This window comes from Paenibacillus sp. LHD-117 (assembly GCF_030929555.1).
Lineage (GTDB): Bacteria > Bacillota > Bacilli > Paenibacillales > Paenibacillaceae > Pristimantibacillus.
The window spans coordinates 72,416-94,605 of record NZ_JAVFVT010000002.1; the positions used below are offsets into that span (position 1 = coordinate 72,416).

Here is a 22,190-nt window from a genome sequence, read left to right on the forward strand (position 1 = left end):
TAAGCATAGGAGTGGATTCCATTGGAGGTAAGGCCATGTTGATTGAGGAGTTATTTAACCACGAGCTTTACCGGCATGCGAAGCTGATCGGCGGACGAGACGGGCTTGCGCGGACGATTCAGACAGTCAATATTATGGACGCGCCCGATATTGTCCATTTTTTGCGGCCGGGGGAGCTGCTGTTAACGAATGGCTATTTTATCAAGGAGGGGTCAATGTCGCTCATCGAACTAATCCGATCCATGAATCGGATAGGTTGCTGCGGCATCGCGATCAAGTCAAGGCGCTTCGATCTGAGTATTCCCCAAGAGGCAATCGACGAATCGGACCGGCTGGCTTTCCCTCTTTACGAAATTTCGGAAGTGGATTGTTCGCTTGGGGAGATGCTGCAGCGATCGACCAGCCTCATTCTGGACAACCGGAACGAAGAGCTGCAATATGCGCTAGCCATTCACAAGCGGTTCTCGGCGATGATTATGCACGGAAGCGATCTCAAAGGCATTGTCACCGCACTTACGAAGCTGCTTGATGCGCCGATCGTATTTCTCGATTATAAGCTTCAAGTGGCGGAGCGTTCAGCCGCGTTCCGCAGTCCAGGCAATTCGGCTCTAACAGCCGATACGATTCGCATGCTCTCGTCCATGCCGGTCGTCGAGAAACCGATGCAGCTTTGTTTGATGGCTACCTCCGAACGCGATAGGAGCGTCTTGGAGCTTTACCCCGTCATCACTTACCGGCACGAAGGATATCTGATCGCCTATCGGAAGGATTATCAAACCTCGTCGAGCGAGTTCGGTCTAACGATGGAGCAAGCGAGCAACGTGATCGGGATGGAACTGACGAAACGACAAGCGGTGAAGGAGCGTTCGCGAAGGTATAAGACCGAGTTTTTCTCCGATCTGATCGACGGTTTTATCGCAACGGAACAAGAAGCCCAGCATCGGGGCAAACGATACGGATTATCAAACAACGGAGGATGGGTACTGCTTGCGGTGCGGCCGGAGAATGGGGGCGGAGGCGCCTTATCGCGCCTATCCGGCATGGGGGAATACGAGGAGGAGCGACTGTTATCGGAGCGCGATCGTCAATACGAGCTGATCAAACGCCAATTCTCGAAGCTCCCTTATTCGTTCGTCATGTTTACCAAAACGGATTTGTTCTGTGTGCTGATCAGCCTTCCGGATCAAAAGCTGGACAGCACATCATTCGTGAAGGAAATAAGCGCGCTGACCGAACAACTATACGAGCATGACAAGTTAAGCGTATCGGTCGGCATCGGCAATCCTTTCGTCAAGCTGCTCGATATCGGTTTATCGTTCCAGGAAGCATCGAAGGCGCTGCAGATCGGCTATCAAATGAAACGGAGCCGGTTCGTGCAAGCGTATCGGACCCGTGATGTCGTCTTTCTGTTCCGGATGATTCCGAGAGAGGATCTCCTTCACTTCTATCAAGAAACCTTCGCTTGTTTTAATGAAGTGGACGAAGCGGAGAAGGCGGAGCTGCTCCGGACGTTATGCGTCTATTATGAAACGCAATGCCAGCTGGTCGAAACGTCGAGGCTGCTGTTCGTCCATCGTAATACCGTCGTCTACCGGCTCGAAAAATGCGGGAAGCTCGCGGGTTTTCATCTGAAGGATCCGGTGGAAAGCTTGCGCTTCCGGCTTGCTTTCGCGATCGAGCCGCTGCTGCAGGCATCCGCGGACTAACGCAAAGCGGCTAGCCGCAATAAAAGATCGCAGCCGGACGTTTCCGTCCGGCTGCGATTCGTTAACATTCGATTCGCATTCCTGCGTAAGCGAATGCCATTCCTTCCGGCAGTTCGCCGCTTCGGCCCATATCGATGTCATGAGACATATGGGTGAGAACGGTCCGCACTGGCTTCAGCTTACGGACGAGCTCTATCGCTTCCGTAACGTCATAAACCGAACGGGTCTCTATCGGATAAGGCTCGTGGAAGAAGCTGGCGCCCAGAATCAGGAGATCGACGCCAATCATCGGCTCTTGCTGTTCCTCGGTCAATCCGATCGCGTCCGAGCAATATACCCATCGAAACCCCGTCTGCTCGTGGCGGAACGCGAATGCGTAGGCATATCCGTTTTTGCCGTGATTGACTCGCCAGCTCTTCACCGTCCATTGCCCAATGGATATCGGCTCGTCGAACGTTCTGAACTCGATCCGGCTTCCGAGCCAAGGAAAACGCCCCGCGATCTCCTCAATCACTTCGGCAGGCGTATACGCGACTCCGGTCTTCCCCGTCCAGCGGCAAGCATCGTACCATTCGGGAAGGCCTCCGATATGATCGAAGTGGGCATGCGTAATGAGCATCCTGTCCACGTCCCGAAGCGATGCCGCCTCCATCTGCCTGCCCCAATCCGGTCCGCAGTCGATCCAAGTCGTGCCCGCGTCGGGATCGATCATTTGCAGAGAGGATCGGAGACGTCTGTTCACGCCACCTCTTCTGGCTTCCCGGCAGACTGCGCAATCGCAGTACACTCTAGGAACGCCTTGGGAATCGCCCGTTCCTCGGAAGACGAGCGCGGTCATAACGGCAATAGGCGTACGTCCTCTTCGGCACGCAGCTTGCCGATCATCGTAAGCCATGCTTCCGGTTTATTCGGCAAGGCGGAATAATAAGTTTCAAGGAATCGCACGACCAAGGCAGCCGGAAGCCGGTCCAGCTCCTCGTCCTTTGGCAGGAAACAAAGATCCAGCTCGGCAACCGCTTCGCCCGCATGATCCCATGAAGGATGCACATAATCAAGCTCAAGCCGCTTATAACCGACATGCGACAACACTTCGCGCCGTACGTATGGGTTCATCGGTGATACGCCGCCGAATTCATGCGAGGCAGCCCGGTATGGATCGTAAACTTCCGCGAACATGCCCAGCGGCTCCGTTCCGGACGCCTCGGCCAAGCGCCGAAGATCCTTCTCGCGCCTGGTGAGCAGGAATCTTCCAATGCCCATGGCGGGTTTGCCGATGATAGTAAAGTCGGTCATGGCGACCTTCATGTCCGGATAATACCGGTATTCGGTTGCCCCGACGACCTCGCCACCGGACAACGCTACGTACACATGAATGCCCGGATCCTGCAGCGGCCCTTCCCACAAATCGTAGGCCAACACTTCCTCCGGCGGGAAAATTGTTCCGAGCAGCTCGTGCAGCGGACGGAAGTAAGGATCTTGAATGGATTCGATGCGATGATAAGTCAACATGACGATTCCTCCTGCTTATGTAGAATAGATGATTACTTTGCGTCGCAATGGGCTAACTTTTGAACGGATTGCGCCATTCCATCAGAACGGCATGGTTAAGGGATTGTTCGTCTTCCAAATAATTAGCCGCGATGCCGACGGGCATTCGCCCGCATCGCAAGAGGAACGAGATAACAGGGTCGTTCCATTCCCCCGTAAGCACCTTGGCGACGTACGTTTCCGGTGTCGCTTCGTTCGCCCGCTCCGCGTACCCCGGCATCCTGCCGCCGCCGAGCAGCCGATCCAAACCAAGCTGGACGACCGTTTCGTACAAAGTCTGCATCATCCACTTCCCTATGCCCGATTGACGATAATCCGGCATGACGGCAATATCGACGACATACAACGTGTTCCCGTTCGGATTATGATTGCGAATATAGCCATTGTCCGTAATACTCGCCCAGCTATGATCGTCTTTGTAATGCGCCGTGTCCACGATTAGACCGGTCATGGAACCGACGATCCTGCCCCCGATTTCGGCGCAGACGGCGCCTTGCGGGAATGTCGTCACATGCGCGGAAAGCTGTTCCCGGTTCCACAGCAGCTCTTCCGGGAACGGCAGCGGGAAGCAGGCTTTCTGAACGTCGATCAATGCATCGAAGTCATTCGTTCCGTAATTCCGAATGACGGCCTTGACGGGCCGTCCACCCGAACGCACGAAAAGCTCCTTCCTCATTCCGGCCTCCAGTCCGTGTAGAGATCCGTCCTGCGGTCTCTCCACGTCATGACCGAGCCGTCCTTCCTCACTTGCTCGAGCAAGGTCAGATCAAGGTCGCCGACCACGAGCATATCGTCGTTCACGACGCCTTCCGCTATAATGCCCGCGGGCGGGAAAGGAATATCGTTCGGCGCGAGTATCGCCGCTTGTCCGTAATTGGCCCGCATAAAATCCACTTTGCGCAGCGAGCCGACCGTCCCTGTCGCCACGACGTAGATTTGATTCTCGATCGTTCGGGCATGGCAGCAATACCTGACGCGGTAGAAGCCATGCCGATCATCCGTGCAGGATGGACAGAAGATAACATCGGCGCCTTTCGCGCGGGCCATTCGGACGATTTCCGGAAATTCGATGTCGTAACATGTGAGCATCGCGATCGTGCCGAACGCCGTTTCGAAGACGGAGACGCCGTCACCTGGCGACATATTCCACTCCGACACCTCCGTTGGGGTCAGATGGATTTTGTCCTGCACGTCGACGCGTCCGTCCGGATGGAACAAGAACGCCCGGTTGCGGCGTTTCCCGCCTTCGACCTCGACGACATGCGTTCCTCCCACGATGTACATATCGTATTCCTTGGCAAGGGAAACGAATAGCTCAACGTACGCGTCCGTGAAATCGGGCAGCTTGTCGATCGGGAGCGCATGGCCTTGTTCATCCCCTATCGACATTAACTGCGTCGTCATGAACTCGGGGAACAAAAGAAATTGAACGCCGTACTCCGACGCGTTGCGAACGTAGTGTACGACTTGATCCTTGAACTCTTCGAACCCGGAAATATCCGTAAGCCGGTATTGCACGGCAGCCGTGCGAAACTTCATGGACGCACCTCCGTTATCCTTATTTGCGCTGCTTGAATTGAAGCGTAATCGTCGTACCGAGATTCGGCAAGCTGAAGACGTCGATCTTCCCTTCGTGCAAATCGACGATACGTTTGGCAATGGACAAACCCAATCCGACGCCGCCGGTCGCACGGCTTCTCGCGCCGTCGACGCGGTAGAACCGCTCGAACAGATGCGGAATTTCTTTCTCCGGGATGCCCATACCTTTATCCTTCACCTCGATTTTGACGATGTTTTTGGCCTGGGAGACGGAGATGTCGATCGGTTCCTTCGAATACTTGATCGCGTTGTCCAGCAAAATCACGAGCAATTGGCGGATCTTGTCCTTGTCGCCGGACATCCGGATGACGCGCGCATGCGACTTGATCCGGATTTGCCGTTGGAACGTCGTCTGCAGCATCGTCGCGAGCTCTTCGACCACATGGACGACGTCGAACATTTCGAGCTTGAGCCAGTCCTCTTGCTCCGCTTCCGCCAGCATCAACATCGACTTGGTCAAGTTCTGCAGCCTAGTCGCTTCCTTCGCGATCGCTTCGATCGCTTCGTCCCGAACGCTTTCGTCATCGCGGCCCCACCGCTTGAGGAGGCCCGCGTAGCTGCTGATGACCGTGAGCGGCGTCTTCAGCTCATGCGATGCGTCGGCGACGAATTGTTTCTGCCGCTCGAACGTCCGGTCCAGCCGCTCGATCATCTGATTGAACGCCCGGACAAGCTGCTGCAGCTCCGCGGATTCCTCGCGGCCGCTGACTTCGATCTGGCGCAGCTTCCCGCTTCGGTCGATCTCGCGCATCGTGTTAACCATCTGCTGAATAGGTGCCGTGAGCCTCGACGTGAACCAGTATGTTCCGAATATCGCGAACAGGATCGCCCCGCCGCTCGTCACGCTCAGCGCTGCGACCAGTACCTGCAAATAGTTGTCCAACTCGTCTAAAATCCGGTTGATCTCTAGCATCGCGATGACTTGCCCGTCGGAGTAAAGCGGCACGCGCATATAAATGATGCGTTCCCCGCTTTTCGTCACCATGCCCGTATGGTGGTAGGCTTCGAATTGCGCGGGAAGCTCGAGCAGAATCGCATTCGTGCCCGTAATGTTCAACACGCGATTGTTAGGTCCGATGATTCGAATCATCTCGTTCGCGTTATGGTATTCCTTTAATAAATCCGGCGACGAGAGCCCGCGACCGCTCTGGATCCGGGGATTCTCGAGCATGAGATTAAGCTTGGTCGTGATGACTTCCTCTTCGCTCTCCGTCGTGATTTTAATGACGTAGAAATATACGAAGATATTAAAAAAGATTAAAATAAGGATTAACCAAAAAATCGTAAAGAGCGTAAATCGTTTACGCAGCGTCATGCATCCGGCTCCTTAATCATGTAACCGACTCCGCGAACGGTATGGATCAGCTTATGGCGATACCCTTTATCCAGCTTCTGCCGCAAGTAACGGATATAGACGTCTACCAGGTTCGTCTCCCCGATAAAGTCATACCCCCACACCTCGGACAAAATATCTTCGCGCGACTTCTCATCGTTACGGTTCTCGACCAGATAGACAAGCAGCTCGAACTCGCGCGGGGTCAGCTCGATCAGAATATCCTTGCGATATACCTTGCGCGAACGAAGCTCGATCGTCAGATCGCCAAGCTTAATAATGTCGGAGCCTTCCGATTCCTTCGGATACTGCTGGAAGATTCTCAGAATGTTGCGCACTCTCGCAAGCAGTTCTTCCATCGCGAACGGTTTCGTAATATAATCGTTGGCCCCGTGCTCGAAGCCGCTCACTTTATCCGGCACGGTATCTCTGGCGGTCAACAATATAATAGGAACGGGATTCCCCGCTTGACGGATCAAACGAAGCACCTCGATGCCGCTCATCTCCGGCAGCATGACGTCCAGCAGGATCAGCTGCCAGTCGCCCGAAGAGGCCATCTCATAACCGGTCCTGCCATCCGCCGCAACTCCGACGGAGTAACCTTCATGCTCTAATTCTAGCTGTAATATGCGGGATATTCCCGCCTCGTCCTCCACGACGAGAACACGTTCATTCATGACTTTGGCGCACCTTCCTTCTTGCGAAAATAATACTTTCATCATAAAGAAGGCGCCCGAGGATTGCAAGCCGGCTTATCATCCGCTATCGCCCGCCGGATCTGGGGCGGCTATCGATCAGTTCACATACCGGCTGCAAAGCCCTTGCTAGTTTTTGATCCAGCAGCGCGTAATCGGTCGGCCACTTGCCGCTCCAGATGACGTTCCAGATCTTCTCCTGCGGCAGAAGCGGCACAATCGCGCAGGCCTTGCCGGGAAACATCGACAGCCACTGCTTGTTTTCGCCGAACCTCGCGTTTTTGTTTGCCACCCAGTGCCACTGCTGATTCGGCAATTGTCGATCGCCTTGCAGCTCCGCCAGCCTCTCAATCCGCTCGATCTGCCATTTATAGACGTTCGGATCGGCTACGACAATAACATGGGCCGATTGCTTGATGAAATGAGCGGCTTCCGGACGATCCCAGCCACCCGACATATCCACGATCTGATATTCGTTCACGCAGCCGCGCAGCGCGCGTTCGAATGTGCGCAGCCTTGTCTCACGGTCCGATGCGAAGCTCGTGTCCACCGGTATCCATCGAACGGGCTGCGATCGGCTTTTCTTTGTTTGCATGAACGATGGGGGGAGCAGCTCCGTCCATTCCGACGCTAGCGCGCCGTATTCCGCCGCGGTCACGGCGAGCCCTCGCCGGGCGAGCAGCACGGCCAGCGTAATCGCAAGGAAGGTTGCCCCCGCTCCGCTTGACAAACCAATGACCGTCACTTGCTTTCTCTCCGTCATCATCCGTGTTTCCCATTTCTTGTTCTCCTCGGTTCGGTCCGGTCCCGGCAGACGCTCCATGAATGGTTTTAACGCAAGCTCCACTTCCTTCATCGTCTGGAATCGTCGCTCGGGATCCGACTCCAGCATGCATTCCAGCAGACCCAGAAACGGACGAGGAATCGACGAATCGAGCTCGTTTGCATTCAATTTGCCCCTCGCGGTTCCTAAACGCGACAATATCGAAACGTCGCCCGCCGCTAGGCAATAGAGAACGGCCCCAAGACCGTAAATATCCGTCCTCGCGTCGCTCTGTCCGCCGAAATGCCGCTCCGGGGCAGCGAAGCCGACCGTACCGAGCTGTACCGTATCGCCTCGTTGTCCTTCCTTGTAGTGCCTCGAAATACCAAAGTCGATCAACTTGACGGCACCCGAGCGGTCGATCATGATATTGGATGGCTTCAAATCCCGATGAATGATCGGCGCAGGCTGCTCATGCAAATAACGGAGAGCCGAACATAGCTGCCTTCCGATCCGCAACAGCTCGTGGAACGGCATGCTCCCGCTTCCTCCAAGCAACCAATCCGAGAGGGTGTAACCCTCGATATATTCCATGACTAGCGCCTCCAGCCCGTTTTGCTGCTCCGGAGGGTAATAATCCGTAATTTGCGGTAGATTGGGATGATCCAGCAACATAAGCGTCGACGCTTCCGATGAATAGGCCCCGGCGCCAGATGGCGTACGCGTCACCTTCATGGCGCGCAGCCGCCCGGCTAGCTTCGTATCCTCAACGGCATAGACGACGCCCATCCCGCCCTGTCCGACTATCCTATTGACTAAATACCTTCCTCCGAAAACTTCGCCGATCGGCGGCATGCCGTTCGCTGGCGCAAGGACGTCCGTTTCTTTCATTCCACCTTGTTCCTCCTCTGAAAATACAAAAACATCCCGGCCGCGACTGCAAGAAGCAGACGCTGCCGGGATGCTTTCCCGAATGCCTATCGAATTGGTTTCATTATATCATATAGATACGCATATACCTACTTCTTCTTCAAATACAACGTCATTTCTTCGCGATTATGGAACAGCTGCTTCGCGCCAAGTACTCGGAAGCCGGTCTCAAGCCGTTCCTTCACTTCCCGAATCGTCTGCAGCGGCTTCTTGTGCATAAGCTTGATGGTAATGACAGCCGTCGCTTCAGGCTTCAGGGCGGCCTTGAGATCAAGCACGAGACGGCACATCAGCATCGGACTCCAGCTCATATCGCATACCAGAAGATCAAAGGATTCGGGCGTGAGCGATACATCGGACGCATTTTGTTTCAGATGGGTAAGCGCAGGGTGCCCGCCCAGGGAAGGGTGCATGTCCGCCGGGTCAACGGCCGTCACGCGCAAACCTCGCTCCAGCAGAAGCGACGACCAGCCGCCGGGAGCAGCACCGATATCGAGGGCGTTCTTGAAGTCCGAATAGCGGATTCCGAACGTCCGCTCGGCTTCGAGCAGCTTGAACTTCGCCCTCGAAATTTGACCTTCTTCCCGCTGGAACCGAACGGCTCCGCCTGGCCAGTCCGACAGCATCTCCTCCGGCGTGCCGAACCCCGCATATAGACGGTCGTTAGCCGCGTAGATCGATATGATCACTTCTGGCTCCTGGACGACCGGCTCCGCGTCGATTTCTTCAAGCACGGCGTCCAAGACGGCTTTCGTGTCGGAAGCCGTATAATGGAAAGCCGAACTGGCGTTTCTGCGAATGTGGACGGCCGTACGCCGGTTCATGAACGTCAGCCTTGCGTTGCGAATCATATCGGAGAGCTGCTCCAAGTCGCCAGCATCGCCTTCGATCACGACTTCCCGATCGATGGGTTGCAGATGGCGCAAGAAAATGGGCGGCTGACTAATGATCGCTTCCTGCACTTGCTCCTTCGCGAGCGAACATTCCATACGGAATACTTCTCCCGGCGCAAGCTGCGCGAAGCTGACGCCGGGAAACATGCGCCGTAATTCCTCCATTGCATACGAAGCATATTGTTGATTGGCGGTACCGATCCATAAGCTCACGTTTGACAGGCCTCTTTCGTCATAATCTATGTGTTGGATAAGTCGTTCGTCAGTTAACCGTTTGCAATTTCATCCAGCAGATTCTGCGGCATCGGGCCGCCGAATAGCTGAGAATGTTGGGGCAACGAAGCCGATAACAGATGGTACATTTGGATTCTGCCGGATGCGCTGGACGTATGCAAATAGATCCGGTTCGGGTACTTCCCCGAGCTGACAATATGGCGGACGACTTCATCCCCAGTCGGCTGCCCCCACCCTAGATCATAATCAAGCGATAGAATATCGATCGTCTCCGTATCGATTAGCAGCTTGCACTCCTCCGCGTTTCGCGCAAGCACGAAACCGTCCGGGCACTTGCGGTAGTCATCCAAGTACACATGTATCATAAAGCTCCCCCTCGCAGAAATTGATGTTATTCGGCGGCTTGCCAAACAATCGCGGTCACTTCTGACAGTCCGGGCAGCAGTAGCTTTTGCGTCCGGCAATGGACACTTTTTTGATCGTTCCCCCGCAGCGCTTGCATGGCTCTCCGTCCAAACCATGCACATGCAGCCGCTCGCGATATCCGCCCGTGAAGCTGTCGCTCGCGAACAAGGGGCTAACGCGAACGCCCCCGTGCGAGATGGCGTCTCGGAGTATATGTCCAGTCGCGGCATACAGCCTCTCCCACGCTTCAGGCTCCAGTTCGGTCAGCTTCTTCTCCGGCCGCAGCTTAGCTTCGAACATAATTTCGTCGGAGTAGACCGGACCTATGCCCGAGAGGATGTTCGGATCGACTAACGCGGTTTTCAGGGAACTTCTTTTTTTCGCGAAGCGGTCGACGAATCGAACGAACGACAGACGTTTGTCGAGCGGATCCGGGCCTTTCCCTTTCATGGACGCCTCAAGCTCCTTCACGGATAAAAGAGCTACGTCCTTCGCCTCAACGCAGAATAAATAGAGGCAACGGTCGTCGAATCGCAAGATGACGGTCGCCTGTTCATCCAGTTCCTCGTTCGCGCCGCCGACGTAAAGGGAGGCATCGTTCGTCAAGCTGACCGTCAGCCGCTTGCCGTTATCCAGATGGAAGACGACGAGCTCCGCCCGACGCTCCACGAACCAAACGGTTTTATTAACGATTTCCTGTTCCAGCTTATCGCCGGTTGCCCGATCGAATTCGGGATGAACCTGAATTGCCGTAATTGTAGCGCCGGCGAATCGCTCCGCCAATAAGGCTCTGTATATTTCCAGTTCCGGAAGCTCCTGCATCTAGCCTTTAAACCTCCCAGCGAATGTCAACGTTATTAAAAGGTTGTTCGAAAAACAATTTCTTTACACGGTCTTATTGAGTTCCAGCATGGCTGCGATCTCTTCGGTCAGCGCGTCGAGCGTCTCATAAATTCGATCGGGCTCGCAGCCGGCCGCCCTTGCGTAACCGTCGTAATTGTCGCGCGTCGTGAGGCCTGTAAGCACAAGCATCGTCCCGCAACCGGAAGCTTTGCCCGCGGCGATGTCCGTCGCGAGATTATCGCCGACGACCCATGTATCCTGCGCCGATAACCCGATCTGCTTCAGCGCGTAGTCCATCAGAATTGATGAAGGTTTGCCGATCACGATCGGCTCCGTACCGCTTGCAGCCCTTAACATGGCGCTGATCGAGCCGGCGCCCGGGACTAGTCCGTCCGTCGAAGGGACGAGCAAATCCGGGTTCGTCAAGATATAGGGAGCGCCTTCCCGGATATGGCGTACGGCGCGAGCCAGCAAGTCATACGTGAACTGTCGGTCGATGCCTTGCACGACGTAATCCGGACGTTCGTCCGTCAATTGAAGCCCGGAATCAAGCAGTGCTTGGCGCAAGCCCTTCATTCCGATGACGAAGACGGAAGCGCCCGGCTGCCGTTCAGCGATATAGACCGCCGCCGCTTGCCCGGAGGTGCACACATCCTGCGGTTCCGCCGGAATGCCCATGCCGTTAAGGCGGGCAGCCACATCCTCCGGCGTCGCGGAGGAATTGTTCGTGACGAAGCGATACGCGATGTTCGAGCTTTTTAAGAAACGGATAAGCTGGTCGGCTCCTTCCACGGGACGTGTACCTTGGTACATCGTGCCGTCCAAATCGATTAATAAGCCTTTTATGGCCGGTATAGATTGTATGTTCATGATGGCAATGCTCCCGATTCTAGTTTGATCATTTTGTTCTCGATTCTTTGAATCCGCTTGCGGATATTCTGCATCTCGGCCGAACGTTTCGCGTCGCGGCGATGTCCGCCGTACATGCGCTCATGTCTCGCAAAAGCGGTCCTTGCATGTTGAAGCGACAATTCCAACTCTTTTGTCCTGTGTTCATAATACATCGATAGTTCAATGCAGGCTTCCTGTCCTGCAGGTAGTATGGAATCGTTCGTTCGAGAAATAACCTTCTGCCACAATACCACAGCGCGTTCCCAATTACCAGCCTTCTTGTCTCTTGCGGCCAACATCATGAGAGAAGACGGCGAAGGTTCGTGATGCTCCGCCGCGATGCCGTACAACTCTTCGGTCAGACCGCTCTTCCCCATCTTCTCCAGCCAAAGCCCGGTTCTTATGAGCTCTTCGGTTTCCTCCGGATACGGAATGCGGCGAAAGATATCTTCCTTCAATAGATGGCCGAAGCGGATCGACAGGCATGCGAGGGACAGAAGATCAAGCTCGTTGTGCGTGAATACGCCTTCCAGCGGGGCTGGATTGCCATCCGCAAGGAATTGAAAATAAAGCTGCGGAGCGAGCGATCCGGGGACATCTTCCGTTCGGGTGATGCCGAGCCGCTCTTCTTCGATATAACTTAGCTTGCAGGACGCCAGCGTATTGCGCCACACCGAGCGGGACGGATGGAGGAAGTCCAAATGCCTCGGCTGCCTGATCGTTCGTCCGATCGCGTTCATGATCATCCGATTCTGCACGAGCGGCCAGTCGAAGGTCTTTCCATTATATGTGGCCAAATACCGATAATTGCGCAGTCTTTCTTCCAAATCATGCAGCATGGCATACTCCTCGGCGGGATGCCGTATGAGCGACTGCTCTACCACGAATCGATCCCCTTGGAGAAAAGCGAGTCCGATCATGAACGGAATATTCCCAGCCCCCACGCCGAGTCCGGTCGTCTCCAGGTCCAAGTAGAGCACTTGTTCCGGATCGACGGTCGGGAGGTCGGCATGGAATCCCGTCAGGCCGGGAGCCGCCTCTGCTAACTCTCCTAACGCATGAGTTCCATGGCGATGGGTTAGCGTATATTCCGACCTTCGGAGCAAATAATCCCCTTTGGCCGTCCGTCGAAGGGTGACGCCGAACGAAGACCATGCCGGATGGAGGCTCTCGGGCGGCTCGCTTTTACCAATGTCAGTTCGCTCGGACGATTCTGCTGGCTGCTCTTCCGCTATCGTTCCAGTCGCAACGGCATTCGGATCGCCGTCGCTCCCCGTTCCGCCAGAGACGGCGCCTCCCGTTCCGCGCAGCCGGTTCATTCTGTCCCTCATGCTCATTCGCTCGCACCCGCTTCCTTACCTATGTTTTCGTGCGTGCGCAGCCGGATTTTAATTAATGGGGGTACAGAAGCATGTTTTTTCATTATATGTACCCCAGCATTTCTACTGCCTTCTGCTTGGCATTCAGCCCTTCGATTTCTGTTCCAATGCAGGAAGGGCAGCCATCGGAGCATGGGCATCTTTTTATTAAGTGCTTCGCAGCGGCTTTAACTTCATCGAAGCGTTTGTATACGTCTTCCGCTAACCCAATGCCGCCGGGGTAGTGGTCATAGATAAATAAGGTAGGTAATTGCGTATGCTCGGCCCGAATCTGAGAAACAACGTGAATATCGTTACGGTCACACATTACATGTATAGGTACGATATGCCCTAGCACATTGGCTATACCCATTAGCAGCTGTTCCAGCGTTTTTGTGTCAATACCCGAATCGACTTCCTTTAACTCTATCCATGTCCCGCTGGTGTGCAGTTCTTCTTCGGGTAAATTGATTTGCCCATATCCGATATTTTCGAAACTCGATAAACGGATTTTCTTAAAAATTGTCGGCATGGCATTTACCTGTAAATCTCCAAAGTTAATAGAAGAAACACGCCTGCTCTCGGTCCTGTCAATGTCCAGAACCTTAAGCTTAACGGCCAGGTTCGCGTCGGTGTAATATTCTACATCGACTTCGCGGACATAGGCCTTTTTGTGTTCCCAGTCCAGCTTTTCGACTTGAAACTGTACGCCTTCATGCAAGTAGATTGCTTCGTCGTGAAGCAAGGTCATTGCACTAAAGCGGTCCATTTCCCCGATAATCTTTACGTTCGCTATATCCGATTGATCTATGATAACGACGTTTTCCTGTGCCGCAGACCGCAGACTTACTTCGCTGGCCGGGAAAGACTGGTTCGCCCAATAGAATGTATCCGCTGCCCGATGTAATACCCTTTCTTCTACAAGGTACTCTAAGACTTCTTCTATCTCTCCGGGGCCGTATTGTTCCCCCTGCTTAAAAGGCAGTTCATACGAAGCGCAGCGTATATGGTCAACCAGGATAAGCAAGTTTTCCGGGTTAATCCTTGCCGACTCCGGGGAACGGTCGAAGAAGTATTCGGGATTCTGGACGATATACTGGTCAATAGGCGTATTGCTGGCAACCATTAAGACTAGGGCTTCGCCATGTCGTCGGCCTGCCCGGCCTGCTTGCTGCCATGTGCTGGCGACGCTGCCGGGGTATCCCGTCATGACGCAAACTTGCAGCTGCCCGATGTCTACCCCCAATTCTAAGGCGTTCGTACTGACTACCCCTAGAATGTCGCCGTTCCGCAGCCCCTTTTCGATTTCCCGGCGCTGGCTCGGAAGGTAGCCTCCCCGGTAGCCGCGAATTGACTTAGCCGCGATTTCGTTTTTAACCAGTTCCTGTAGATGGCTTAAGATAATTTCAACCCTTACCCGGCTGCGGGCAAAAACGATAGTCTGTATTTTATTGGAAAGAAATTGTTTCGCCAGCTGGTTTACTTCTACCGTAGAGCTTTTACGCAAGTTCAGCGGCTTGTTCACGATAGGCGGGTTATAGAAAACGAAGTGCTTCCTTCCCCTGGGCGCGCCGTTGTCGGCGATTAGGCGCATAGGCTGGCCGGTTAACTGTTCGGCCAATTCCTTCGGGTTGGCGATGGTTGCAGACGTACATATAAATAAGGGATTGCTTCCGTAAAATTTGCAAATACGCTTAAGCCTTCTTATTACGTTGGCTACATGGCTGCCGAATACGCCCCTGTATGTATGCAATTCATCTATAATGATATATTTCAGATTGCTAAACAGGCTTACCCATTTCGTATGATGCGGAAGTATTGCCGAATGTAGCATATCGGGATTAGTAATAACGATATGCCCGACTGTTCTAACGATCTGCCGAATGGCCGGGGCGGTATCCCCGTCATATGTGAAGCTTTTTATATCAATGCCCATTTCGTCTATGATTTCGTTTAGTTCGCTTTTTTGGTCTTGTGCCAGGGCTTTCGTCGGGAACAAATAAAGCGCGCGGCTGCCGTCGTCTTCCGCTATGGCCTGCAACACAGGTAGGTTATAGCATAATGTCTTACCCGAAGCTGTTGGCGTGACAGCGACGATGTTTTCCCCTTTACGAATCGTTTCATAGGCTGTGTGCTGGTGCGTGTAAAGTTCTGCAATGCCGCGTTTTTCCAGGGCAGCTTTAATACGCGGGTCTACGCTTTCAGGGATAGGCCTTGTTTTTGCTTCCTGCGGCTGTATCTCATGCCAGTTGATAATATTTTCATTTCCCCGCAATTCCTCTATAAGCTGGGGAAGCGTCTTTTTCCGAAACAATGAATTCACCCCTTAACACTAGAACACTTGTCCTTAGTATAAATGTCCCTTGAAAAATATAAAAGCCCTGGCGAATGCCAAGACTTAGAACGTCATCATTACGCAGTAATCTCCTCTCGAGCGTCACCGCTTCTATACAAGGAAAAGCATAACAATATCATGAATACGCACAATATTGACATTACTACAAATGCGTATTTATAGCTATTCGTTATATCAACAATCCAGCCTGTTAAAGCAGGTCCTAACCCTGCAATCATATATCCTCCACATTGCACCATAGAAGTCCAAGCCCCAGCGTCCTCTGCATTATTGGTGTAGTCTAAAGGCAGAAGCAATGCTAAGAAAAATAATGCGCCTGAACCCACACCAAGTAAGACTGCACTTGTCCAAGGAATGAACTCATACCTAACAAAACTTAGTAAAGTAAGACCGATTAGTGTAACAAACGATGAAGATAACATCCACACCAGACGATTCGGAAATTTACTTACGAGTGCGGGTATTATAAATCCTGTTGCCGTTTGAACTAAAGAAAACAATGTAATAACCGTCCCAGCAGCTGTTAATGAAAGTTCATTCTTTTGTGAGACGGGGACTATCCATGCTGTTACTGAATAGTTTAAACTTCCTTGCAATCCAAAAAAGACCATGATGAGAATAGCGCGTTTATTACGCCAAGGGAATTTTTTCTTATTTGATTGACCAGAAATATTAGCCCTTGCTTCCTTAGTTGCATATAACCAGATGAAAAGCGAAAGTAATGCTAGCAATCCCCAGCCTGCTAAAGCAAACGTCCATTTGACATTAAAAATATGTTGTAATGGAACAGTGATTCCCGCGCCAAGTGATGCTCCCAGGCCAATACCAATTGAATAAACACCAATCATTAAAGCAACCTGTTGAGGAAAATACTTTTTAATAAATCCAGAAATAGAAGGACCTGCAACTGCTAAACCTACCCCAATAATTGCCGTGGAAGCTAACATTACCAAAGCATTGGAAGCGAAATACCGCAAACCAGTCGCAATAGCTATGAGAATTAAACAATAACTTACAGCTCGTTCGAAACCAATTCGTCTGCTTAATATCGGCGCCAGCGGAGCAAACAACCCCATGCAAATAACAGGTATTGCTGTTAGCAAACTTACCACCGTGCTATTAAGACTTAATTTTGCCTGTATCGTTTCCAGAAGCGGAGCAATGGATGTAATAGCAGGTCTCATGTTCATGGAAACCAGCAGAATAGCTGCTACTGTTAGAATGGTTAAACTTACCTTATTCATTTTGTTCATTAGCTTCGATATTGGCTGCTACACATTCCAACGCATTTTTTTCATTCTGCTCGTATATGGATGTAAAAATCTGTTCATGGATGGCAGTATTATCTTTATAATCAGGAACATTCAACAAAAACCGGTTCAAGTGGATGGAAAGAAGTTTGCTGAATTCCTGGTAAATTTGATACAAGGATTCGTTATTTGCAGCTTTTGCAATCGCCGTATGGAATGCTATGTCCTCTTGAATGTATACGTAATAATTCCCATCAAGAAGGGCCGCATTTCGACGATCTAAAGTTTCCCTAAGCAAAATTAAATCATCCTCAGTTCTCCGCTTTACTGCTAGCTTTATTATGGCCTGTTCAAGAATAAGTCTTGTTTCAACGATATGCCCCCCATGTAGGATGAGGTTTTGTTTTTCCTCTGCTTCGTTATATATTACAAATGTTCCTTGACCGTGTTTGATTTCTAAGTACCCTGCGTGTATAAGAATCTTGATAGCTTCGCGGATTGTAGAACGTCCTACTTCATATACCTTCATTAGGTCAAATTCTGAAGGTAGTTTGTAACCATAATTATAAATTTTGTCTACAATTTTCTGTTTCAAATCAATTATTACTTTATCAGCTAGACGTTTTGGCTTTTTATGATCTTGCAGCATGGTAAGCTCCTTTTCAGATTAAATGTCGTCAGACGTCAGACGTCTTTAATAATAATATAAGACATCAGACGTCTGATGTCTATAAGAATAGCCCAGTTGCCGAGCCATGACCAGCGAAGGGTTAGCCAAAATTACAGAGGACGCGAAAAAGCAGCTTTATTAAGCTGCTTTTCGTGTGTTTGTATCTACCTCTATTTTTAGAAAATCGTAGCCAGCCATTCTCCCATCCGATCTGAGAATATACGTTCGTTCCTGAACGCTTATTCCGCGCAGCTGCCTTCCGTCTCGCTGCCCTTCCGTTCGATCTCGAAACAACCCAAATCCAGCGCTGCCATGCTGTTCGGAAAGATCTCACGCGCCTCGAGCTCCAGCTTCGCAAGCTCCTCGTTGCCGTATCTCCCGCTAAAATGGGTCATGACGAGCTGCTTCGCGCCCGCATCACGCGCGGCTTCGGCCGCTTCGGTCGTCGTGCTATGCCCGAATTCATGAGCCTTCGCCTCGAGCCCCGCCGCGAACGTCGCTTCATGCACGAGCAAATCCGCGCCTCGAGCCAGCTCCCGGACGTTGTCGCAAGGACACGTATCGCCAAGCACGGTTACGATCCGCCCAGGTATGATGCCGTCGGTCACGGAGCTTGGCGAGACGACACGTCCGTCGGCTAACGTGACGGCTTCTCCTCGTTTAAGCTTTCCGTACAAAGGCCCGGCTTCGACGCCCAGCTCTCGCAGCTTGTCCGTCAGCAGACGGCCCGGCGCGTCTCTTTCCGTAATCCGGTAACCGAAACAAGGCACGCGGTGTACAAGCGGTTTCGCCTCGACCTTAAAGCAATCGTCCTTGAAGATCGGGTTGCCGTCCGTCTGCTCGTCCAGCTCGTGGATTTCGAGCTCGTAGTCGAGCGTTGTTCCCGTAAGGCCGAATACCGTCTCGATGTAATGTTTGAGCCCGGACGGTCCATACATCTCCACCTTGCTGACGCCTCCGTCGAACGAGCGGGTGCTGAGCAATCCCGGAAGCCCGTACAGATGATCGCCATGAAGATGCGTGATGAAAATTTTCTCGAGCTTGCTCAGCTTGAGAGGCAGCTTCATCAATTGATGCTGCGTCGCTTCGCCCGCGTCGAACAGCCACCAGGCGCAATGCGGTTCCGGGAGCTGCAGCGCCGCGCTCGTTACGTTCCGGTGTTTGTTTGGCCTGCCTGCCCCGGTTCCCATAAACCATAATTTCATAAGCAATACCCCTCGCTGTTTACCGTGTCTCGATTTCACAATGGTGACAAAGGAGCCCTCCGCGCCCCGGGCATCATTCACCGGTTCGCGGAAGGCTCTCGCTATCTTTCCATGAAACTATACTTTCTCCACGTTAAAATATTGCGCTTCCGGATGCGCGAATACCATGGCTGAGACGGATGCTTCCGGCTCCATCATGAACCCTTCGGTCAGCTCAACGCCGATATCCTCCGGCTTCAGCAATTCGAACAACGGTCCTTGATCCTCGAGATTCGGGCACGCCGGATAACCGAACGACACGCGAATTCCTTGGTAGCGGGCGCCGTGGCGCTGCTTCATCGTCATATCCGCCGGATCCGGATATCCGCAAATGTCGCGCATCATATGATGGACGCGCTCCGCCAATCCTTCCGCCACTTCGAGGGCAACCGATTGAAGCGCGTGGGAGCGCAAATAGTCGCCGCTGTCCTTCCACTTGCCTGCAAGCTCGCGGATACCTTCGCCTGCCGTCACGACCAGGAACCCGACGTAATCCATCACGCCGCTGTCCGTCGATTTGAGGAAGTCGGCCAGGCAGAGGAAAGGCTCCACCTGCTGGCGCGGGAACGTAAACCGTTTGATTTCCTTCGCGTGATCCGCGGGATCGTAAATAATGACGTCATTGCCGGAAGATTGCGCCGGGAAGAAACGGTACATCCCGTTCGCGCGCAAATACCCTTCCTTGCCGCCTTCGCGCATGATCTCGTCAACCGTCGCTTTGAGCTGAACGGCTTTATCGTTGCCTTCGGCAAGCAGCTTCTCCACGGTTCCCTTAAGTCCCAAATGGTGACCGAGCAGCATTTGCATGTTCACGTAAGGTACGATTTGCGGAATCGGAACGTCGCGAAGGACATGGCGATCCGTATCTGGCGGAGCGAACACCGGCGCATCCGGCGATATTTTGGACCGGACTGCGCGCGTCAACTGAGGCATCGGCTTTTCCGTTTCCTCGATGGCCGCTCCGGAAGCCTTGTACGCCGCGAGTTCTTCCTCGAGCCGCTTGCGATGCTCCGGATCCATCAGCTTGTTCGCGATATCGAGACCATCCATAGCGTCCTTGGCATAAAGCACAAGTCCGTCGTATTCGGGACCGATTCTCGTCTTGGTGAACTTCCGAGTCAGCGCCGCGCCTCCGACCAGAATCGGGGCGTCGATGCCGGCGTTGCGCATATCCTGTGCGGTAATGACCATTTGCTGCGCCGATTTGACGAGCAGGCCGGACAATCCGATCGCATCGACCTTTTCGTTGCGGTAAGCTTCGATGAGTTGCTCAGGCGGTACTTTTATGCCCAAGTTGATGATTTTGTATCCGTTGTTTGACAAAATGATTTCGACCAGGTTTTTGCCGATGTCATGGACATCGCCTTTTACCGTCGCGAGTATGATTTTTCCTTTGACGGAGCTTTCGTTCTTCTCCATAAATTGCTCCAAGTGCGTCACGGAAGCTTTCATGACCTCCGCGCTCTGCAGCACCTCGGCGACGATCAGCTCGTTGTTGTTGAACAAACGGCCTACTTCTTCCATGCCGCGCATGAGCGGTCCGTTAATGATGTCGAGTGGTGCGTATTTCGCCAGCGCCTCGTCCAGATCCGGAATAAGCCCTTCTTTCGTGCCTTCCACGATATAAGAAGCAAGCCGCTCCTCCAGCGACAAAGTCGATATTTTTTCCTTTTTCTCGACCTTCTTATTGCGGAACGCCGCAACGAACGCCGCAAGCGTATCGTCGTTTGTCTGGTAGATCAGGTCCTCCGCTAGCTTGCGTTCCTCTTCCGGTATGGACGCGTAACGTTCCAGCTTCTCGGTGTTCACGATCGCGTAATCGAGCCCCGCCTTGGTCGCGTGGTAGAGGTAAACGGAGTTCAGCACCTCGCGGCCCGCATCCGGCAGACCGAACGAGATGTTGCTTAATCCGAGAATCGTCTTCGCCTTCGGATACTTCTCCTTGATCATCCGGATGCCTTCGAGCGTCTCTACGGCTGAACCGATATATTGCGGGTCGCCGGAGCCGATCGGGAACATGTTCGGGTCGAAAATAATATCTTCAGGCTTCACGCCGTATTTCTCCACCAGCAGATTATAGGAGCGGTCCGCGACCTCCATCTTCGCTTCGCGGGACACGGCTTGCCCGCGCTCGTCGATGAGGATCATGACGACAGCCGCGCCGTATCGGTGAATGAGCGGAACGATTTTCTCGAATTTCGACTCCCCGTCCTCGAGGTTGATGGAGTTGATGATCGCTTTGCCTTGCGAATATTTGAGCCCGAGCTCGATGATATGATCGTACGTCGAGTCCAGCATGAGCGGCGCTTTGATTTTCTTGACGACTTGAGGCAGGAACTGATGAACGGCATACTCCTCATCGATGTCGGTATCCTGCAGGTTGATGTCGATGACATGGGCGCCCCCCTTGACCTGGGCGCGGGCGATCTCGGACGCTTCATCGAACTTCTCTTCCTTAATGAGCCGCTTGAACTTGCGCGAGCCGGAAATGTTCGTTCGCTCGCCGATCATATAAGGGCGGTTGTCCGATTCGATGAAGACGGTATCGATGCCGGATACCGCATCCGGATGCGTTCCGTTCGCGGGACGAGGCGAGTAACCCGCCATCGTCTCGGCCAAAGCCCGAATATGAGCGGGCGTCGTGCCGCAGCAGCCGCCGGCGATGTTCAGCCAGCCCTGCTCGGCGAAAGCGGCCAACTTCTTCGCAAGCGACTCGGGCGATTCGTGGTAATGGCCGTTCTCGTCCGGCAATCCCGCGTTCGGATAACAGCTGACCGCTGTATCCGCGATTTCGCTAAGCGTGCGGATATGGTCGCGCATGAATTCGGGGCCTGTCGCGCAGTTCAGTCCGATCGAGATCGGGTTCAAATGTTCGAGCGATATATAAAACGATTCGATGGTTTGACCCGCAAGCGTCGTTCCCATCGGCTCAATCGTGCCCGAAATCATAATCGGGAGCACGGTGCCTAACTTTTCGAACGCATTGCGCACGCCGATGCTGCCCGCCTTGACGTTGAGCGTGTCTTGCGACGTCTCAAGCAGAATGGCGTCAACTCCGCCTTCGATAAGCGCAAGCGTTTGTTCGTAGTAGCTCTCGACCAGCTCGTCAAAGGTAACGCCGCCCGTAACGGATAATGTTTTGGTCGTCGGACCGAGGGCTCCCGCCACGTAACGCGGCTTGTCCGGCGTACTGTATTTATCCGCTGCGTCTCTTGCGAGCTTCGCCGCGGCTAAGTTAATTTCCCTAGCTTTCTCCGGGATGTCGTAATCCTCAAGGACGACGCTCGTTGCTCCAAACGTATTCGTCTCTAGGATGTCCGCTCCGGCTTCCAGGTACTGCTCATGAATCAATTGGATAACGTCAGGACGCGTTAGAACGAGCATTTCGTTGCAGCCGTCAAGCTCGGCGCCTCCGAAGTCGTCCTCCGTCAGATTGGCTTGCTGGATCATGGTGCCCATTGCGCCGTCCAAA

18 protein-coding genes are annotated in these 22,190 nt (G+C 53.2%); 1 reads left to right on the forward strand and 17 read right to left on the reverse strand.

What is annotated here, in order from left to right; genetic code table 11:
- The first annotated feature begins 35 nt into the window (after positions 1-35).
- A complete protein-coding gene (locus RB620_RS01385) occupies positions 36-1,706 on the forward strand; it encodes a PucR family transcriptional regulator (protein ID WP_308091717.1) in 1,671 nt (556 codons plus the stop codon).
- 61 nt (positions 1,707-1,767) lie between these two features.
- Here RB620_RS01385 and RB620_RS01390 read toward each other — a convergent pair whose 3' ends face one another.
- The 17 genes from RB620_RS01390 to metH all read right to left on the reverse strand — a co-directional run bounded on the left by RB620_RS01390 (position 1,768) and on the right by metH (position 22,177).
- Positions 1,768-2,544, reverse strand: a complete 777-nt coding sequence (locus RB620_RS01390) for an MBL fold metallo-hydrolase (protein ID WP_308091926.1) — start codon at positions 2,542-2,544, stop codon at positions 1,768-1,770.
- Positions 2,541-3,212, reverse strand: a complete 672-nt coding sequence (locus RB620_RS01395) for a GNAT family N-acetyltransferase (RefSeq protein WP_308091927.1) — start codon at positions 3,210-3,212, stop codon at positions 2,541-2,543. The genes RB620_RS01390 and RB620_RS01395 overlap by 4 nt, the downstream gene beginning before the upstream one ends.
- A 55-nt stretch (positions 3,213-3,267) precedes the next feature.
- Positions 3,268-3,930: a GNAT family N-acetyltransferase gene (locus RB620_RS01400; RefSeq protein ID WP_308091718.1), complete on the reverse strand. Its 663-nt coding sequence runs from the start codon at positions 3,928-3,930 to the stop codon at positions 3,268-3,270.
- The gene (locus tag RB620_RS01405) at positions 3,927-4,793 is read right to left on the reverse strand and encodes a carbon-nitrogen hydrolase family protein (RefSeq protein ID WP_308091719.1); all 867 of its coding nucleotides are present in this window, start codon (positions 4,791-4,793) and stop codon (positions 3,927-3,929) included. Before RB620_RS01405 ends, RB620_RS01400 begins: the two co-directional genes overlap by 4 nt.
- 19 nt (positions 4,794-4,812) lie before the next feature.
- Positions 4,813-6,168: a HAMP domain-containing sensor histidine kinase gene (locus RB620_RS01410; RefSeq protein ID WP_308091720.1), complete on the reverse strand. Its 1,356-nt coding sequence runs from the start codon at positions 6,166-6,168 to the stop codon at positions 4,813-4,815.
- Positions 6,165-6,863, reverse strand: coding sequence for a response regulator transcription factor (locus tag RB620_RS01415; RefSeq protein ID WP_308091721.1), 699 nt, complete (start codon positions 6,861-6,863; stop codon positions 6,165-6,167). The genes RB620_RS01410 and RB620_RS01415 overlap by 4 nt, the downstream gene beginning before the upstream one ends.
- Positions 6,864-6,948: 85 nt before the next feature.
- On the reverse strand, positions 6,949-8,535 hold the full coding sequence (locus RB620_RS01420; protein ID WP_308091722.1) for a protein kinase domain-containing protein: 1,587 nt from the start codon (positions 8,533-8,535) through the stop codon (positions 6,949-6,951).
- Positions 8,536-8,663: 128 nt separating this feature from the next.
- Positions 8,664-9,680, reverse strand: a complete 1,017-nt coding sequence (locus tag RB620_RS01425; protein WP_308091723.1) for an SAM-dependent methyltransferase — start codon at positions 9,678-9,680, stop codon at positions 8,664-8,666.
- A 53-nt stretch (positions 9,681-9,733) separates the two neighbouring features.
- Entirely contained in the window at positions 9,734-10,066 is a 333-nt protein-coding gene (locus tag RB620_RS01430; RefSeq protein ID WP_308091724.1) for a cyclic-phosphate processing receiver domain-containing protein, read from the reverse strand.
- A 55-nt stretch (positions 10,067-10,121) separates the two neighbouring features.
- Positions 10,122-10,928 (reverse strand): Fpg/Nei family DNA glycosylase, encoded by an 807-nt coding sequence (locus tag RB620_RS01435; protein ID WP_308091725.1) that lies wholly within the window; start codon positions 10,926-10,928, stop codon positions 10,122-10,124.
- 63 nt (positions 10,929-10,991) lie between these two features.
- A complete protein-coding gene (locus RB620_RS01440) occupies positions 10,992-11,819 on the reverse strand; it encodes a TIGR01457 family HAD-type hydrolase (RefSeq protein ID WP_308091726.1) in 828 nt (275 codons plus the stop codon).
- Positions 11,816-13,171, reverse strand: coding sequence for a ribonuclease H-like domain-containing protein (locus tag RB620_RS01445; RefSeq protein ID WP_308091727.1), 1,356 nt, complete (start codon positions 13,169-13,171; stop codon positions 11,816-11,818). Before RB620_RS01445 ends, RB620_RS01440 begins: the two co-directional genes overlap by 4 nt.
- A gap of 91 nt (positions 13,172-13,262) precedes the next feature.
- The gene (locus tag RB620_RS01450; protein WP_308091728.1) at positions 13,263-15,512 is read right to left on the reverse strand and encodes a DEAD/DEAH box helicase; all 2,250 of its coding nucleotides are present in this window, start codon (positions 15,510-15,512) and stop codon (positions 13,263-13,265) included.
- Positions 15,513-15,610: 98 nt separating this feature from the next.
- Positions 15,611-16,807: an MFS transporter gene (locus RB620_RS01455; protein WP_308091729.1), complete on the reverse strand. Its 1,197-nt coding sequence runs from the start codon at positions 16,805-16,807 to the stop codon at positions 15,611-15,613.
- Positions 16,791-17,453 (reverse strand): FadR/GntR family transcriptional regulator, encoded by a 663-nt coding sequence (locus tag RB620_RS01460; protein WP_308091730.1) that lies wholly within the window; start codon positions 17,451-17,453, stop codon positions 16,791-16,793. Before RB620_RS01460 ends, RB620_RS01455 begins: the two co-directional genes overlap by 17 nt.
- Positions 17,454-17,713: 260 nt before the next feature.
- On the reverse strand, positions 17,714-18,679 hold the full coding sequence (gene rnz, locus RB620_RS01465) for a ribonuclease Z (RefSeq protein ID WP_308091731.1): 966 nt from the start codon (positions 18,677-18,679) through the stop codon (positions 17,714-17,716).
- Positions 18,680-18,796: 117 nt separating this feature from the next.
- Positions 18,797-22,177, reverse strand: coding sequence for a methionine synthase (gene metH, locus RB620_RS01470; RefSeq protein WP_374121348.1), 3,381 nt, complete (start codon positions 22,175-22,177; stop codon positions 18,797-18,799).
- Positions 22,178-22,190: the final 13 nt, after the last annotated feature.

Bases quoted from the DNA above. Each gene is read 5' to 3' on its own strand.
- rnz (WP_308091731.1), bottom strand. From the start codon at position 18,679: ATGAAATTATGGTTTATGGGAACCGGGGCAGGCAGGCCAAACAAACAC.
- RB620_RS01455 (WP_308091729.1), bottom strand. From the start codon at position 16,807: ATGAACAAAATGAATAAGGTAAGTTTAACCATTCTAACAGTAGCAGCT.
- RB620_RS01405 (WP_308091719.1), bottom strand. From the start codon at position 4,793: ATGAAGTTTCGCACGGCTGCCGTGCAATACCGGCTTACGGATATTTCC.
- RB620_RS01390 (WP_308091926.1), bottom strand. From the start codon at position 2,544: ATGACCGCGCTCGTCTTCCGAGGAACGGGCGATTCCCAAGGCGTTCCT.
- metH (WP_374121348.1), bottom strand. From the start codon at position 22,177: ATGGGCACCATGATCCAGCAAGCCAATCTGACGGAGGACGACTTCGGA.
- RB620_RS01435 (WP_308091725.1), bottom strand. From the start codon at position 10,928: ATGCAGGAGCTTCCGGAACTGGAAATATACAGAGCCTTATTGGCGGAG.
- RB620_RS01440 (WP_308091726.1), bottom strand. From the start codon at position 11,819: ATGAACATACAATCTATACCGGCCATAAAAGGCTTATTAATCGATTTG.
- RB620_RS01445 (WP_308091727.1), bottom strand. From the start codon at position 13,171: ATGAGGGACAGAATGAACCGGCTGCGCGGAACGGGAGGCGCCGTCTCT.
- RB620_RS01400 (WP_308091718.1), bottom strand. From the start codon at position 3,930: ATGAGGAAGGAGCTTTTCGTGCGTTCGGGTGGACGGCCCGTCAAGGCC.
- RB620_RS01420 (WP_308091722.1), bottom strand. From the start codon at position 8,535: ATGAAAGAAACGGACGTCCTTGCGCCAGCGAACGGCATGCCGCCGATC.
- RB620_RS01410 (WP_308091720.1), bottom strand. From the start codon at position 6,168: ATGACGCTGCGTAAACGATTTACGCTCTTTACGATTTTTTGGTTAATC.
- RB620_RS01385 (WP_308091717.1), top strand. From the start codon at position 36: ATGTTGATTGAGGAGTTATTTAACCACGAGCTTTACCGGCATGCGAAG.
- RB620_RS01430 (WP_308091724.1), bottom strand. From the start codon at position 10,066: ATGATACATGTGTACTTGGATGACTACCGCAAGTGCCCGGACGGTTTC.
- RB620_RS01460 (WP_308091730.1), bottom strand. From the start codon at position 17,453: ATGCTGCAAGATCATAAAAAGCCAAAACGTCTAGCTGATAAAGTAATA.
- RB620_RS01415 (WP_308091721.1), bottom strand. From the start codon at position 6,863: ATGAATGAACGTGTTCTCGTCGTGGAGGACGAGGCGGGAATATCCCGC.